Source organism: Burkholderia sp. Bp8984, from assembly GCF_003853755.1.
Classification (GTDB): domain Bacteria; phylum Pseudomonadota; class Gammaproteobacteria; order Burkholderiales; family Burkholderiaceae; genus Burkholderia.
Genome location: NZ_QTQN01000017.1, coordinates 42,665 through 57,542 on the forward strand (window position 1 = coordinate 42,665; position 14,878 = coordinate 57,542).

Sequence of the window (14,878 nt, forward strand, 5' to 3'; positions counted from 1 at the left end):
GGTCGATGTCGATATTTTAACGGGCAATCCCCTTCAAAGAGGCCGGCAAGCCGATGAATGCACACTGGAGCGGCCGCTCCGCCCCATGGCCTGCCATCGGTTGCGGATGCAACATCAACCTGTACCGACATCACAAATGTAAATAATTTACAATATTAAAAATTATTACGAGGGTGGAGCCATATAAATTTGTCATTGCCAGTTGCGCACACACGATCAAACATCTTTAGAATCACCCAATCAACAAAAAGTCCAGAACGCCCGCTCATGCCGGGATGATTTTGCACGAGTCGCGCATACGCGCGCCGACCAACCACACGCATTTGATGTTCTGATGTTGCGCAGGCTCCTATACCGAAAATCGGCACACGGCCCGTCTCACCTCCGTGGCAACACGGCGGTGCTACGTTGGCTCGTTCTGCATCAAGGTGAAAATCCGTCCACGGATTATTACGTGCTGCCGCGCCTGCGGGAGTCGGGGCTGCCTGTCGTCTATAAAAACCTGGACAGTGCATTGCCGGAATCCGGTGACCTGGCACCCGGGACGGCCGTCGTGATCATCCGCTACCTGAACACGCGATGGGCGCGCGCATTGCACATTCATCGCGCGCAATTGGCGCGAATCGTGTATTTCATGGACGATGACCTGCTGCAGCCACGGTCATGGAACGGGCTGCCTCGCCCGTATGTGAAAAAACTCCGCAAATACTGCCATGCGCATACCGCGGACATCCGCGACCTTGCCACGGAATACTGGTTTTCGACGCAGGCACTACGCGATCGCTATCCGGAGCGGGCGGCTAAACTCGTGACGCCGCGTGCATTGCCGGAGGATGCCCGCCCGCTGCAGGTACGCAACGCTGTAGTCGACGCACCGGAATCGCCGATCCTCGTGTTCTATCACGGCAGCGCCGCTCATGAAGCCGAGATCACATGGCTGCAACCGATCATCGCGCAAGTGCTCGCACGCTGTCCGAACGTCCATTTCGAGCTGATTGGCGCGCATGCGGTGAATGTGCTCTTTCGCAGCCTGCCACGCACACGGGTCGTACATCCGATGGACTGGGCCAACTATCGCGGCCACTGCCGCCTTCTCGACGGGCATATCGGCCTCGCCCCGCTGCTACCCTCCGCGTTCAACACTACGCGCGCGCACGTGAAGGCCTACGATATCGCCCGCTGCCGCGCGGTGGGGCTGTATGCCGCCGCGGGTCCGTATCAAGAGGTCATCCGGCACGCCGAGAACGGCCTCTTGCTCGCCAATGATCCGCAGATCTGGGTGGATGCACTATGCGCGCTGGCCGGCGATCCGGCCCGCCTACACGCACTGCGCGTGGCCGCACAGAAGCTCCTTCAACTTCCCCCTGCCGAACAGCCAGCCCCGATCGGGATGATTCGCACCGCGCCCGAGCAAGTCGCGCTTACTCGTAACCCAGCCGACTCAGGAACCAGCCGGATACGGCCGGATGTAATCCGGCCAGCAGGAAACATCCGAGGTTCAGTGGGAATGGAAAGCTGATTCGCGCACGATTGGTGCTCAGGCCCACGCGTATCACGCGCGCCGCCTTCGGCGCTTTCCAGAGGAATGGCTTCGGACCGGGCATATCGAAGCACATCTGCGACTCGACGTAGCCAGGCATGATCACGTTGACCTTGACACCCTCCGCAGCCAGCCCGTCGCGCATCGCTTCCCCGTAGGCCTTCACCGCAGCCTTGCTCGCACTGTAGCTGGGCGTCTCGGGCAATCCTCGCCATGCGGCAAGAGAGCTGACCAGTGCGATCTGCCCTCCGCGGCGCGCGCGCATCGCGGGCATCGCCGCATGCGCGGTGGCGATGCTTGCCTTCACGTTCACGTCCAGCAGACGGTGCATGTCCTCCCAGTCTTCGCCTTGATGCCCGGGGCCGGTATTGATATTGACGCCGGCATTTGCGATCACGAGATCGGGCGCTTCGGCCGCGCTCATTTCGCTGACCCAATTCCGCAACGTCTCGTGATCGCGAACATCGAATGCCGCCGTGATGACACGCGCACCGAGCGAGGTACAGGCGTCACTCACCTGTTGCAGCAGCGCGGTATTGCGGCCGTGCAAAATGAGTACCGCCGAGCCGGCACGCGCATATTCCTGCGCCAGCGCGGAACCGATGCCGCCCGTTGCACCCGTAATCAGCACGCAACGCGGAACCCCGTTTTTTCGTGTAGGCATGGTCGAGAGATATGGATTTGGATCGTGATATTTTCGGCAGCATTATCCGACATGCCCCACAAAAAACGCGCATCATTCATAGAATATTTTCCCCAAACAGTCCGCACGGCAATCCGGCGACTCGGGCATTTCCGCGCTTCGGCATAAGCGTCGGGAAAACATCTCCCTTGCTACATCGCTCGGGGTTTTAACACTCTTTCATCCTCGATCGACTTCTCTTCGGTTATAACCTTCCGTCGAAAAGCCGCCTGCCGGCCCCTTTTTCATTTATGGAGCCCCCATGCCGAACCTGGAATCTACCCAGCAATTCCTGATGACCCGCGGCCTCGACTTCGGCCTCAACCTCCTCGCCGCGATCGTCCTGTGGTTCATCGGCCGCTGGGCGATCCGCCTCGGCACGCGCCTGCTGGGCAAGGTGGTACGCCGCAGCGGCAAGGTCGACCCGACGCTCACCGACTACCTGACGTCCGTAGTCAGCGTGCTGCTGACGATCCTGCTGATCCTCGCGATCCTGCAGATCTTCGGTGTTCAGACCACGTCGTTCGCCGCCCTGCTCGCCGGCCTCGGCCTCGCGATCGGCACGGCCTGGGGCGGCCTGCTCGCGCATTTCGCCGCCGGCGTGTTCATGCAGGTGCTGCGTCCGTTCAAGATCGGCGACGTGATCAGCGCGGGCGGCGTCACGGGCACGGTGAAGGAACTCGGCCTGTTCGGCACGACGATCATCACCGCCGACAACGTCGTGACGATCGTCGGCAACAACAAGATCTTCTCGGACAACATCGCGAACTACAGCGCGACGCCGCATCGCCGCGTGGACCTGACCGCGAAGATCGCGAACGGCGTCGACGCGGCCGATGCGATCAACCGCCTGAAGACGCAGATCCAGTTGATCCCGAACGTGATGAAGGTGCCTGCGCCGGACGTCGGCGTGCTGCAGTTCACGCCGGAAGGCCCGCTGCTGTTCGTGCGTCCGTCGACGCAGCCGGAGAACTACTGGCAGGTGTACTGCGACACCAACCGCGTGATCCTCGAGACGTTCCGCGACGCGCAATACCCGACGCCCGAAACGCCGATCTTCCATCGCACGACCTGAGGAACGGTGTCGCCAAGCGGTTCGCGGAATCCGACTGAAGCTGCCGGCGTCGAGCAGCCGGATCGGCCGATACCGCACATCGGCAATCGATCGGACCGCACGAACCGCACGGACGAAAAAAAGCGTGGCAACTGCCACGCTTTTTACTGCGCCGAAGCGAAAACGCGCAGGCTCAGTGGCCGCGCGTGTTCTGCGTACCGCCCGAATGCCGCCCGCGCACCAGCTTCCACAGCGCGCCGATCGCGACCGGCACGATCGCCGCGCCGATCCCCGCCAGCACGATCACGTTCAGATACTGGCGGATGAACGGAATATTGCCGAAGAAGTAGCCGAGCAGCACCAGCAGCAGCACCCAGAGCAACGCGCCGACCACGTTGAACAGCTGGAAGCGCGCGACGCTCATCGACGACGCGCCGGCGACGAACGGTGCGAACGTGCGCACGACAGGGATGAAGCGCGCGAGCACGATCGTCTTGCCGCCGTGCTTGTCGTAGAACGAGTGGGTCTTCTGCAGCGCCGCGCGATCGAGGAAGCGCTCGAGCACCGGGATATGCGTATTGAACACCTTCGGCCCGACCCAGCGGCCGATCAGGTAGTTCACGGTATTGCCGGCAATCGCCGCGACCAGCAGCAGCACGATCAGCCCGCCGACGTTCATGTCGCCCGTCGCCGCGAACGCGCCGCCGATGAACAGCAGCGAATCGCCCGGCAGGAACGGCAACACGACGAGCCCCGTCTCGCAGAACACGATCAGGAACAGCACCAGATACACCCACGCACCGTACTGCCGGATGAAGTCGCCGAGGAACGCGTCGATATGCAGGACCAGGTTGACGAAATGAAGCAGCGTATCCAAATGCGATTCCTCGAAGGCGAAAGGGCCGGAGTGGCCGAAAAGCGGGAGTGCCCGCCGGACAAGGCGGTGCGCGGAACGCAGTCATCATACCGAAACTACCTTAAGGCTCCGTGAAAAAAACGTAAGCAGCCACGGCCACGGTATCCGCCGCCGCCTCGCTATAATTCGGCCATGTCCGAAATCACCGAAACGGCCGCAGGCGCCGTGCCCACGCCCGCCGCGCGCCCGCTGCGCGCGATCCAGCCCCTGCCCGACCAGCTGATCAGCCAGATCGCCGCCGGCGAGGTGGTCGAACGCCCGGCGTCGGTCGTCAAGGAGTTGCTCGAGAACGCGATGGACGCCGGCGCGACGACGCTGCGCATCGTGCTCGAGGAAGGCGGGGTCAAGCGCATCTCGATTACCGACGACGGCTGCGGGATTCCGCCCGACGAACTGCCACTCGCGCTGATGCGCCACGCGACGAGCAAGATCCGCTCGCTCGAGGAGCTCGAGGCGGTCGCGACGCTGGGTTTTCGCGGCGAAGCGCTCGCGTCGATCGCGTCGGTCGCCGAGATGTCGATCACGAGCCGCACGGCCGAGGTCGCGCATGCGACGAAGATCGACGCGACCACGGGCGCGCTGTCGCCGGCCGCCGGCGCGGTCGGCACGACGATCGAGGTGCGCGAGCTGTACTTCAACACGCCCGCGCGCCGCAAATTCCTGAAAAGCGAGCAGACCGAGTTCGGCCACTGCCTCGAAATGATCCGCCGCGCGGCGCTCGCGCGGCCGGACGTCGCGATCTCGGTGCTGCACAACGGCAAGGCCGTCGAGCACTGGAACGCGACCGAACCTGCACAGCGCGTCGCGAAGATCCTCGGCGACGGCTTCGCGACCGCACACCTGCCGCTCGACGAGCAGGCCGGGCCGCTCGCCGTCTACGGCTGCGCGGGCCTGCCGACCGCGAGCCGCGGCCGCGCCGACCAGCAATACTTCTTCGTCAACGGCCGCTTCGTGCGCGACAAGCTGCTCACGCACGCGGTGCGCGCGGCGTACGAGGATGTCCTCCACGGCGATCGTTACCCGTCGTACGTGCTGTTCCTCGATCTGCCGCCCGAAGCCGTCGACGTGAACGTGCACCCGTCGAAGATCGAGGTGCGGTTCCGCGATTCGCGCTCGATCCACCAGTACGTCTTCCACGCGGTGCAGCGCGCGCTCGCGCGCCATGCAGGCGCGTCGCCGGAAACCACCGCGGGCGGCCATGCCGCACAACTCTCACCGGCGCCGAGCGGCCCCGCATCGTTCCTGAATACGCCGCTCGGCCAGGGCGCGGCCGCCGGCACGGGCGGCAGCGGCTTCTCGTCGCCGTCGTCCTCTTCGTCGTCGGGCAACACGTGGATGCGCCAGGCGCGCATGACGCAGGGCACGCTGCCGGTCGCGCAGCCGCTCGCGCTCTACGACGCGCTGTTCGGCCGCAAGGACACCGGCGCGGGCACGCCGGACGGCACGACGATCGTCGCGCGCGACGCGGCCGATGCAGCGGCTGCGCCGGCCGCGCCGGCCGCGCCGCTGTCGAGCTTCGTCGCGTCGCCGCTCGCCGCCACCGCGCACGACGAGCAGCCGCTCGGCTTCGCGCTCGGCCAGATCCACGGGATCTACGTGCTCGCGCAGAACGCGCACGGCCTCGTGATCGTCGACATGCACGCGGCGCACGAACGGATCCTGTACGAACAGTTCAAGAACGCGCTCGCCGACCGCACGGTCGCCGTGCAGTCGCTGCTGCTGCCGATCTCGATGACGGCGACGCCGGTCGAGATCGGCACGGTCGAGGAAGAACGCGACACGCTCGAATCGCTCGGCTTCGACCTCGCGGTGCTGTCGCCGACGTCGCTCGCGATCCGCGCGGTGCCCGCGCTGCTGAAGGACGCGGACCTGCAGTCGCTCGCGCGCGCGGTGCTCGCCGACCTGCACGCGTTCGGCGGTTCGCGCGTGCTCACCGAACGCCAGCACGAGTTGCTCGGCACGCTTGCGTGTCACCACGCGGTGCGCGCGAACCGGCGCCTGACGCTCGACGAGATGAACGCGCTGCTGCGCCAGATGGAAGCGACCGAACGTGCGGACCAGTGCAATCACGGCCGGCCGACGTGGTATCAGCTCACGCTGAACGATCTCGACCGTCTCTTCATGCGCGGGCAATGAACGCTTCACCGCAGTCCGCTCCGACGACGATCGCCTGCCTGCTCGGCCCCACTGCATCGGGCAAGACGGCCGCGGCGCTGGCGCTCGCCGCGCGCCGTCCGATCGAGATCGTCAGCGTCGATTCGGCGCTCGTCTACCGCGACATGGACATCGGCACCGCGAAACCGACGCGCGACGAGCGCGCGAGCGTGCCGCATCACCTGATCGACATCATCGACCCGGCCGACGCATATTCGGCGGCCGAATTCCGCGCGGACGCGCTGCGCCTGATCGGCGAGATCGCCGCGCGCGGCCGCACGCCGCTGCTCGCGGGCGGCACGATGCTGTACTACAAGGCGCTCACGCAGGGCCTCAACGACCTGCCGACCGCCGATCCCGCCGTGCGCGCGGAGCTCGACGCCGAGGCCGCGCGCGACGGCTGGCCGGCACTCCACGCGCGGCTCGCGCAGGTCGACCCCGCGACGGCCGCGCGGCTCGCACCGAACGATTCGCAGCGGATCCAGCGCGCGCTCGAAGTGTTCCTGCTGAGCGGGCAGCCGATGTCGGTGCTGCTCGCCGCGCCGCGGCGCGCGGACGACGCGGCCGCGGCCTATCGCTTCGTGCCGGTCGCGCTCGAACCGTCGGACCGCGCGGTGCTGCACGCGCGCATCGCGCAACGCTTCGACGCGATGCTCGACGCGGGCTTCATCGACGAAGTCGAACGGCTGCGCCGCCGCGAGGATCTGCATCTCGGCCTGCCGTCGATGCGCTGCGTCGGCTACCGGCAGGCGTGGGAATTCCTCGACGGCGACACCGACTACCGAACCATGCGCGACAAGGGCATCTTCGCGACGCGCCAGCTGTGCAAACGGCAGATCACGTGGCTGCGCGCGATGCCGGAGCGGATCGTCGTCGACTGCGTCGCGCCGGATTCGACGGCGCAGGCGCTCGACACGCTCGAACGCGTGCTCGACGGCCGCATCGACGATCAATAACGGGGCAGGATCGCCGCGCATCGATCCTGCTTGCGCGCGATACCCTCGTCTTCGGTCAGCGTCGTTCCTCTTTCGGGCCGCCCGCCAATACGCCAAGCGCCACGCCAGAAAAAAAGCCGCCCGGATCGACTCCGGGCGGCTTTCCTTGCTGCATCCTGCGTGCGCTGCGTCAGACCACGACCGTCTGCGCCTCGCCTTCGCGGCTCGCACGCACGGTGCCGATCTTCCACACCTGTTCGCCGGCGGCCGTCAGGTCGGCGATCGCCGCGTCGGCATCGGCCGCCGAGACGATCACGGCCATCCCGATCCCGCAGTTGAACACGCGGTGCATTTCCGCGTCGGCGACGCCGCCGTGCTCCTGCAGCCACTTGAACAGCGGCGGCAGCGGCCACGCGTTCTGGTCGAGCTCGGCCGTGAGGCCTTCGCGCAGCACGCGCGGAATGTTCTCGACGAGGCCACCGCCGGTGATGTGGGCCATGCCCTTCACCGACAGCTTCTGCATCAGCGCGAGCAGCGGCTTCACGTAGATGCGCGTCGGCGCCATCAGCGTGTCGGCCAGCGAGCGGCCGTGGAAATCGGCCGACAGGTCGGGGTTCGCGCGCTCGATGATCTTGCGCACGAGCGAGAAGCCGTTCGAGTGGATGCCGCTCGACGCGAGGCCGAGCACCACGTCGCCTTCGGCGATCGTGCTGCCGTCGATGATCTTGCTCTTCTCGACCGCGCCGACCGCGAAACCGGCCAGGTCGTATTCGCCGTCCGGGTACATGCCCGGCATTTCGGCCGTTTCACCGCCGATCAGCGCGCAGCCCGACAGTTCGCAACCATGCGCGATGCCCTTGACGACGGTCGCGGCCGTGTCGACGTCGAGCTTGCCGCACGCGAAGTAATCGAGGAAGAACAGCGGCTCGGCGCCCTGCACGAGGATGTCGTTCACGCTCATCGCCACCAGATCCTGGCCGACGGTGTCGTGTTTGTTCAGATGAAACGCCAGCTTGAGCTTGGTGCCCACGCCATCGGTGCCCGACACGAGCACGGGCTCCTGGTACTTCTTCGGCACTTCGAACAGCGCGCCGAACCCGCCGATGCCGCCGAGCACGCCGTCGCGCAGGGTTTTCTTCGCAAAAGGCTTGATCTTGTCGATGAGCGCGTCGCCCGCGTCGATGTCGACGCCTGCGTCGCGGTAGGACAGACCTTGGGCGTCGGGAGCGGATTTCGGAGGATTCATGGGGGAATGCGAGAAGGTCGGTAAAATGCGATTTTACCCGAAGCCGGCCCGTTGGCCGGAATTCCCAGCACCGAATCGTCAGGGATTGCATCTTGGTCGACACGTCCCCGTTTTCATCGCCCCGCGAGCCGCGCCGGAAACCGCGCGCCGCCGTGCGTGCGGCCGCGTGTTCAGGCACCGGAGCAGCCCCCCGCGCGTGCCCGGCGTACGGCGCGCGTTTCATCAACCGACCTGCATTGTGACTGTTGTGTCCCGTCAACTGACGCTCGATCTCGGCACGCCGCCGCCCGCCACGTTCGACAACTTCATCATGAATGAGGAGAACGACGAGCTCATCTCGCGGCTCCAGAAGCTCGACCTCGCGCTCGCGGCGGGGCCCGTGCCGGACCGGTCGTTCTACATCTGGGGCGAGCCCGGCAGCGGCCGCACCCACCTGCTGCAGGCGCTCGTGAGCGACGCGTCGTACGGCTACGCGCGCTATCTGACGCCGCAAAGCCCGCTCGGCGCGTTCACGTTCGACCCGCGCATCGGCATCTACGCGATCGACGACTGCGACAAGATGAGCGACACGCAGCAGGTCGCCCTGTTCAACCTGTTCAACGAGGTCCGCGCGCACCCGTCGAGCGCGTTCGTCGCGGCGGGCCCCGCGGCGCCGCTCGCGCTCGACGTGCGCGAGGATCTGCGCACGCGCCTCGGCTGGGGGCTCGTGTTCCACCTGTCGCCGCCGTCCGACGCCGGCAAGATCGCCGTGCTGAAGCTCGCGGCGAAGGAGCGCGGGATCGCGCTCACCGACGACATCGCCGCTTACCTGCTCACCCATTTCCGCCGCGACATGCCGAGCCTGATGGCGCTGCTCGACGCGCTCGACCGCTTCTCGCTCGAGCAGAAACGCGCCGTCACGCTGCCGCTGCTGCGCCGGATGCTGGCGCGCCCCGGCGACGACATCGCACCGCCGGGCACAGGCCCGAACCGCTTCGAGTAAAATGCGCTTCCATGACTAATCTGGCACTCTTTGACCTCGATCACACGCTGATCCCGACCGATAGCGACCACGAATGGGGCCGCTTCATGGTGAAGCTCGGCATCGTCGACGCGGAAAGCTTCTCGCGTCAGAACGATCAGTTCTTCGCCGACTACAAGGCCGGCAAGCTCGACATCCATGCTTACCTGTGCGCGATGCTCACGCCGCTCGCGAAGTATTCGCGCGCGCAACTGGCCGAATGGCACGAGCAGTACATGCACGAGGTGATCCGCCCCGCGATGACGCCCGCCGCGCTCGAACTCGTGCGCAAGCACCTCGATGCCGGCGACCTGTGCTGCGTCGTGACCGCGACCAACGAGTTCATCACGCGTCCGATCGCGACCGCGTTCGGCGTCGACACGCTGATCGCGTGCGAGGTCGAAACGACCGACGGCCATCCCGACTCGCCGTACACGGGCCGGCCGACCGGCACGCCGAGCTATCGCGAAGGCAAGATCGTGCGCACCGAAGCGTGGCTCGCGTCGCTCGGCAAGCACTGGGACGACTTCGAACACAGCTACTTCTACAGCGACTCGCACAACGACATCCCGTTGCTCGAGAAAGTCACCGACCCGATCGCGACCAACCCCGACGACACGCTGCGTGCGCATGCAAGCGACCGCGGCTGGCGCATCCTCGATCTCTTCTGAACGTCGTGATCAAAAAATTCATTCGCAAGCTGCTCGGCCAGGACGGCGCCGAACACACGTCGCCCGTCGAGGCGCCCGCCGTCGAAACGGCCCCTGCCCCGCGCCCCGCGAAGGGGAGCCGCGGCGGCGGCGCCAGGAAGGCGCGCAGCAACCACGAGCCGACCGTCGTGCCGGCCAGCGTGCACCAGATCGATCCGTCGCTGATCTCGCGGAACGCCGTGCGCGTGACCGACACGCTGCAGCAGGCGGGCTTTCGCGCGTTCATCGTCGGCGGCGCCGTGCGCGACCTGCTGCTCGGCATCGCGCCGAAGGACTTCGACGTCGCGACCGACGCGACGCCGACCGAGGTGCAGCGCCTGTTCCGCCGCGCGCGCCTGATCGGCCGCCGCTTCCAGATCGTCCACGTGCAGTTCGGCCAGGAACTGATCGAGGTGTCGACCTTCCGCGCGCTGGTCGACGCGCCGCCCGAAGCCGCCGCGGCCGAGCCGCCGAAGCGCCTGAAGCGCGACGAGCTCGACCGCCGCACGCACGCGGTGGACGCGAGCGGCCGCGTGCTGCGCGACAACGTGTGGGGCGAACAGCACGAAGACGCCGCGCGCCGCGACTTCACGATCAACGCGATGTACTACGACCCGTCGACGCAGACGGTGCTCGACTACCACGACGGGATGGCCGACATGCGCGCCCGCCTGTTGCGGATGATCGGCGACCCGGCCACGCGCTTCCGCGAGGATCCGGTGCGGATGCTGCGCGTCGTGCGCTTCGCGGCGAAGCTCGGCTTCGAGATCGAGCCGCACACGCGCGAGCCGATCAACGCGCTCGCCGACCTGATCAACAACGTGCCGGCCGCGCGCCTGTTCGACGAAATGCTGAAGCTGCTGCTGTCGGGCCATGCGCTCGCGTGCCTGCAGCAGCTGCGCAAGGAAGGCCTGCACCACGGGCTGCTGCCGCTGCTCGACGTCGTGCTCGAGCAGCCGCAGGGCGAGAAGTTCATCACGCTTGCGCTGAACAACACCGACGCGCGCGTGCGCGCCGGCAAGCCGGTGTCGCCGGGCTTCCTGTTCGCGACGCTGCTGTGGCACGACATGCGCCAGCGCTTCGAGCAATACACGGCGGAGGGCGAAATCCCGGTGCCGGCGCTCCATCGCGCGATGGACGACGTGCTCGACATGCAGACCGAGAAGCTCGCGATCCACAAGCGCTACTCGGCCGACATGCGCGAGATCTGGGGCCTGCAACTGCGCCTCGAAAAACGCTCGGGCCGCAGCGCGATGCGGCTGCTGGAACACCAAAGGTTTAGAGCGGGGTATGATTTCCTCCTGTTACGCTGCGAATCCGGCGAGCTCGATGCGGAAGTCGGACAGTGGTGGACGGATTTCATCGAAGGCGACGCGGCCGCCCGTGAGGCACTCCTCACGCAGGGCGGCTCGAAGGAAAAATCGCCCCGCAAGCGGCGCCGCCGCGGCGGTGCGCGAAACCGCAAGCCGGGCGAAGGCGCCGCCGAGCAGGCGCCGGACACCGCGGGCGGTTCCGACGACTGACGCGCTCGCCGGCGAACGACGTAGGAAGTGATGCCATGACGGTTGCATATATCGGACTGGGGGCGAATCTCGGCGATGCGCGCCAGACCCTGAAGGACGCGGTGGTGTGCCTCGCGCAGCAGCGCACCATCTCGATCCTCGGCAAATCGAGCCTGTATCGCACGGCGCCCTTCGAAGCGGGCGGCGACGATTACTACAACTGCGTCGTCAAGCTCGACACGACGCTGTCGGCCCGGGAGCTGCTCGCGCTCTGCCAGAAGATCGAACATCACTTCGGGCGCGAGCGCCCGTATCGCAACGCGCCGCGCACGCTCGACCTCGACATCCTGCTGTTCGGCTCCGATTCGATCGACGAACCCGACCTGATCGTCCCGCATCCGCGCCTCACCGATCGCGCATTCGCGCTCGTGCCGCTCGTCGAAATCGAACCGGCGCTCGACATCCCCGCGCGCGGCCGCGCCGATGCGTTCCTCGCCGCCGTCGCCGATCAGCGCGTCGAGAAGGTGCAGACCTGCCAATGCCTGATGCAGAAGGCCCTTGCCGCCGGCGCTGACGCCGACAAGAACCCCTGCCGATGAACACCACTCCGCTGACCGTCACCGCGCCCGACCTGCGCGCCCCGCATCGCTACCTCGTGATCGAAGGCCCGATCGGCGTCGGCAAGACGACGCTCGCGCGCCTCTTCGCCGAGCGCTGGTCGATGCAGGCGCTGCTCGAACGCCCGCAGGACAACCCGTTCCTCGAACGCTTCTATCGCGACACCGCGCGCTATGCGCTGCCCGCGCAGCTGTCGTTCGCGCTGCAGCGCGCGCAGCAGGCGCGCGAACTGATCGGCGCGCTCGATACGGGCCGGCCCGTCGTCGCCGATTTCATGCCGCAGAAGAACGACATCTTCGCGCGGCTGAACCTGCCGGAAGACGAATGGCAGCTGTACCGGTCGATCGCGACGCACCTCGACGTGCCGCAGGCACCCGCGCCCGATCTCGTCGTCTACCTGCAGGCGAGCCCCGAGGTGCTGTTCTCGCGCATCCAGAAGCGCGGGCTGCCGATGGAGCTGCAGATCAGCGACGCGTACCTGCGCTCGCTCGTCGATGCATACAACGAATTCTTCTATCACTACGACCGCACGCCGGTGCTGACGGTCGCAGCCGAACACCTGAACCCGCTGGATTCCCCCGAAGACCTCGCGCTGCTGATCGAGCGCATCGACACGATGCGCGGCCGCAAGGAATTCTTCGTCAAGGGCGAGACGACGCGCTGACGCGTCCTCGCCTGTCGTTCCTCCCCATCGAACCGGATTTCCCATGACCTATCTCCAGGAATCGAGCCGGCCTGCCGTCACGGTGCCCAAGCTGCAGGCAATGCGCGAAGCCGACGAGAAGATCGCGATGCTCACCTGCTACGACGCGAGCTTTTCCGCGCTGCTCGATCGCGCCGGCACCGACGTGCTGCTGATCGGCGACTCGCTCGGCAACGTACTGCAGGGCCACACGACCACGCTCCCGGTGTCGCTCGACGACATCGCGTACCACACCGCATGCGTCGCGCGCGTGCAGCCTCGCGCGCTCGTCGTCGCCGATCTGCCGTTCGGCACGTACGGCACGCCGGCCGAGGCGTTCGCGAACGCGGTTACGCTGATGCGCGCCGGCGCGCAGATGGTGAAGCTCGAAGGCGGCGAATGGCTCGCCGACACGATCCGCTTCCTCGTCGAACGCTCGGTGCCGGTGTGCGCGCACCTCGGCCTCACGCCGCAGTCGGTGCATGCGTTCGGCGGCTTCAAGGTGCAGGGCCGCACGGAAGCCGGCGCCGCGCAGCTGCTGCGCGATGCACGAGCGATCGAAGATGCGGGCGCGCAGCTCGTGGTGCTCGAGGCGGTGCCGACGCTTGTCGCGTCCGAAGTCACGCACATGCTGAAGATCCCGACGATCGGCATCGGCGCAGGGCTCGATTGCTCGGGCCAGGTGCTGGTGCTGCACGACATGCTCGGCATCTTCCCCGGCAAGCGGCCGCGTTTCGTGAAGGATTTCATGCAGGGGCAGCCGAACATCCAGGCGGCCGTCGAGGCGTACGTGAGCGCGGTGAAGGACCGCACGTTCCCGGGCCCGGAACACTCGTTCTGACGCGGGACGGGCGTGCCGTGGCGCGCGGTCGGCGCTTGCTGCGGCACACTCGCTGACGTGGCCGCGATGCGGTGCGCCGTTTCTCGTAGTGCATGACGAACAGCGCGTACTTTCTAACTCGTCCTATTCCTGCACACCTTCGTCGCTGCGACCATCAAGCCTTCGTCGATCGAAGGAGTGGAAAGGATGGCGCACGTGTATGAAAAGGCGGCTGACCTCGTCGGGCAAAAGCTGGCAGGCGACGGAGAATGCGTCGCGCTGGTCAAAATTTATACTTCCGCCGGCCCCACCGCCATCTGGCGCCCAGAAAAAAGATAGGCGGCGACGGGAGTATCCGCGCCGGTACCGTCATTGCGACTTTCGAGAACGATCGCTACCCAAGCCGATCGCATGGCAATCATGCGGCGTTCTATCTGGGCCAGGATGTGCGCGGTATCCACGTCGTTGAACAATGGCGCTCACTCAAGGCAATTCAGAGAAGATGCATTCCGTTCAAAGGCAAGGACAAAAATGGCCGTTACATCGATCCGAGCAATAACGCCGATGCATTTTCGGTCGTGAAATAATGACGCTCATCCGCCAAACACCGTATCGGCTGCTCGCCATCGCCGCGCTCGCATGCAGTTCACTCGTCGCATTACCCGCGTCCGCTGCGACCGAAGACTGTCCCGCACGCGTTGCCGTTACCCAGCAGCTCGACGGTCAACCACCCGATGGCTGGAAAAGCTTCGACACGCAAAGCACCTACCCGCTTGCCAGCGTCACCTTCTGGTCAGGGCCGCCGGACCGGATGATGTCCTTGCTGCCGAACCGCTCGCGCTCCGAACCTAAAAGCGACGTCTATACCTGGTCGCTCGCTGAAAACCGTGAGGATTACTGGGTCTCATGCGACTACGGGAATACGAGCGTCGTGATCGCACGACCGCTCGGCAGACAGGCGCAGACTTGCGTCGCGCGTTACAGGCGTGGGCACGCCATCGTACAAAGCTGGCAATGCACGCCGCGGAAGTAATCCGCGT

General features: G+C 66.1%; 15 protein-coding genes. 12 read left to right on the forward strand and 3 right to left on the reverse strand.

Going from position 1 to position 14,878, the window contains the following annotated elements:
• Positions 1–454 precede the first annotated feature (454 nt).
• Positions 455–1,519: a hypothetical protein gene (locus DID98_RS18520; protein WP_260428090.1), complete on the forward strand. Its 1,065-nt coding sequence runs from the start codon at positions 455–457 to the stop codon at positions 1,517–1,519.
• Here DID98_RS18520 and DID98_RS18525 read toward each other — a convergent pair.
• Positions 1,422–2,204, reverse strand: a complete 783-nt coding sequence (locus DID98_RS18525) for an SDR family oxidoreductase (protein WP_124571177.1) — start codon at positions 2,202–2,204, stop codon at positions 1,422–1,424. The two genes, DID98_RS18520 and DID98_RS18525, sit on opposite strands and share 98 nt — an antisense overlap.
• 280 nt (positions 2,205–2,484) lie before the next feature.
• Here DID98_RS18525 and DID98_RS18530 point away from each other — a divergent pair, with 280 nt between their 5' ends.
• Positions 2,485–3,297, forward strand: coding sequence for a mechanosensitive ion channel family protein (locus DID98_RS18530; RefSeq protein ID WP_124487949.1), 813 nt, complete (start codon positions 2,485–2,487; stop codon positions 3,295–3,297).
• Positions 3,298–3,469: 172 nt separating this feature from the next.
• Here the strand turns inward: DID98_RS18530 and DID98_RS18535 are convergent, their stop codons facing one another.
• The gene (locus tag DID98_RS18535; protein WP_124519937.1) at positions 3,470–4,153 is read right to left on the reverse strand and encodes a DedA family protein; all 684 of its coding nucleotides are present in this window, start codon (positions 4,151–4,153) and stop codon (positions 3,470–3,472) included.
• A gap of 171 nt (positions 4,154–4,324) precedes the next feature.
• On the opposite strand from DID98_RS18535, the gene mutL reads away from it, so the two are divergent.
• A complete protein-coding gene (gene mutL / locus DID98_RS18540) occupies positions 4,325–6,328 on the forward strand; it encodes a DNA mismatch repair endonuclease MutL (RefSeq protein WP_124571178.1) in 2,004 nt (667 codons plus the stop codon).
• Positions 6,325–7,302, forward strand: a complete 978-nt coding sequence (gene miaA / locus DID98_RS18545) for a tRNA (adenosine(37)-N6)-dimethylallyltransferase MiaA (protein WP_124571179.1) — start codon at positions 6,325–6,327, stop codon at positions 7,300–7,302. The genes mutL and miaA overlap by 4 nt, the downstream gene beginning before the upstream one ends.
• Positions 7,303–7,471: 169 nt before the next feature.
• On the opposite strand, the gene purM is transcribed toward miaA, so the two are convergent.
• Entirely contained in the window at positions 7,472–8,527 is a 1,056-nt protein-coding gene (purM, locus tag DID98_RS18550; RefSeq protein WP_014897998.1) for a phosphoribosylformylglycinamidine cyclo-ligase, read from the reverse strand.
• A 247-nt stretch (positions 8,528–8,774) separates the two neighbouring features.
• On the opposite strand from purM, the gene hda reads away from it, so the two are divergent.
• From hda to DID98_RS18590, 8 genes are all read left to right on the forward strand, one after another.
• The gene (hda, locus tag DID98_RS18555) at positions 8,775–9,509 is read left to right on the forward strand and encodes a DnaA regulatory inactivator Hda (protein ID WP_044844057.1); all 735 of its coding nucleotides are present in this window, start codon (positions 8,775–8,777) and stop codon (positions 9,507–9,509) included.
• Between the two features lie 11 nt (positions 9,510–9,520).
• A complete protein-coding gene (locus DID98_RS18560) occupies positions 9,521–10,198 on the forward strand; it encodes an HAD family phosphatase (RefSeq protein ID WP_044844056.1) in 678 nt (225 codons plus the stop codon).
• Between the two features lie 5 nt (positions 10,199–10,203).
• A complete protein-coding gene (pcnB, locus tag DID98_RS18565; protein ID WP_124487954.1) occupies positions 10,204–11,739 on the forward strand; it encodes a polynucleotide adenylyltransferase PcnB in 1,536 nt (511 codons plus the stop codon).
• 35 nt (positions 11,740–11,774) lie between these two features.
• A complete protein-coding gene (folK, locus tag DID98_RS18570; protein WP_044844054.1) occupies positions 11,775–12,317 on the forward strand; it encodes a 2-amino-4-hydroxy-6-hydroxymethyldihydropteridine diphosphokinase in 543 nt (180 codons plus the stop codon).
• Positions 12,314–13,000: a deoxynucleoside kinase gene (locus tag DID98_RS18575; protein WP_124487955.1), complete on the forward strand. Its 687-nt coding sequence runs from the start codon at positions 12,314–12,316 to the stop codon at positions 12,998–13,000. The genes folK and DID98_RS18575 overlap by 4 nt, the downstream gene beginning before the upstream one ends.
• 43 nt (positions 13,001–13,043) lie before the next feature.
• Complete coding sequence (panB, locus tag DID98_RS18580; RefSeq protein WP_044844052.1) at positions 13,044–13,859, forward strand: 3-methyl-2-oxobutanoate hydroxymethyltransferase; 816 nt, start codon at positions 13,044–13,046, stop codon at positions 13,857–13,859.
• 248 nt (positions 13,860–14,107) lie between these two features.
• On the forward strand, positions 14,108–14,425 hold the full coding sequence (locus tag DID98_RS18585; protein WP_260428091.1) for a BPSL0067 family protein: 318 nt from the start codon (positions 14,108–14,110) through the stop codon (positions 14,423–14,425).
• Entirely contained in the window at positions 14,425–14,871 is a 447-nt protein-coding gene (locus DID98_RS18590; protein ID WP_124487956.1) for an STY0301 family protein, read from the forward strand. The genes DID98_RS18585 and DID98_RS18590 overlap by 1 nt, the downstream gene beginning before the upstream one ends.
• The last annotated feature ends 7 nt before the right edge of the window (positions 14,872–14,878 follow it).

What these genes read in the sequence shown, in the direction of transcription:
- DID98_RS18525 (WP_124571177.1), bottom strand. Translation starts at nt 2,204, where the DNA reads ATGCCTACACGAAAAAACGGGGTTCCGCGTTGCGTGCTGATTACGGGT.
- DID98_RS18530 (WP_124487949.1), top strand. Translation starts at nt 2,485, where the DNA reads ATGCCGAACCTGGAATCTACCCAGCAATTCCTGATGACCCGCGGCCTC.
- mutL (WP_124571178.1), top strand. Translation starts at nt 4,325, where the DNA reads ATGTCCGAAATCACCGAAACGGCCGCAGGCGCCGTGCCCACGCCCGCC.
- miaA (WP_124571179.1), top strand. Translation starts at nt 6,325, where the DNA reads ATGAACGCTTCACCGCAGTCCGCTCCGACGACGATCGCCTGCCTGCTC.
- purM (WP_014897998.1), bottom strand. Translation starts at nt 8,527, where the DNA reads ATGAATCCTCCGAAATCCGCTCCCGACGCCCAAGGTCTGTCCTACCGC.
- DID98_RS18560 (WP_044844056.1), top strand. Translation starts at nt 9,521, where the DNA reads ATGACTAATCTGGCACTCTTTGACCTCGATCACACGCTGATCCCGACC.
- folK (WP_044844054.1), top strand. Translation starts at nt 11,775, where the DNA reads ATGACGGTTGCATATATCGGACTGGGGGCGAATCTCGGCGATGCGCGC.
- DID98_RS18575 (WP_124487955.1), top strand. Translation starts at nt 12,314, where the DNA reads ATGAACACCACTCCGCTGACCGTCACCGCGCCCGACCTGCGCGCCCCG.
- panB (WP_044844052.1), top strand. Translation starts at nt 13,044, where the DNA reads ATGACCTATCTCCAGGAATCGAGCCGGCCTGCCGTCACGGTGCCCAAG.
- DID98_RS18585 (WP_260428091.1), top strand. Translation starts at nt 14,108, where the DNA reads ATGCGTCGCGCTGGTCAAAATTTATACTTCCGCCGGCCCCACCGCCAT.
- DID98_RS18590 (WP_124487956.1), top strand. Translation starts at nt 14,425, where the DNA reads ATGACGCTCATCCGCCAAACACCGTATCGGCTGCTCGCCATCGCCGCG.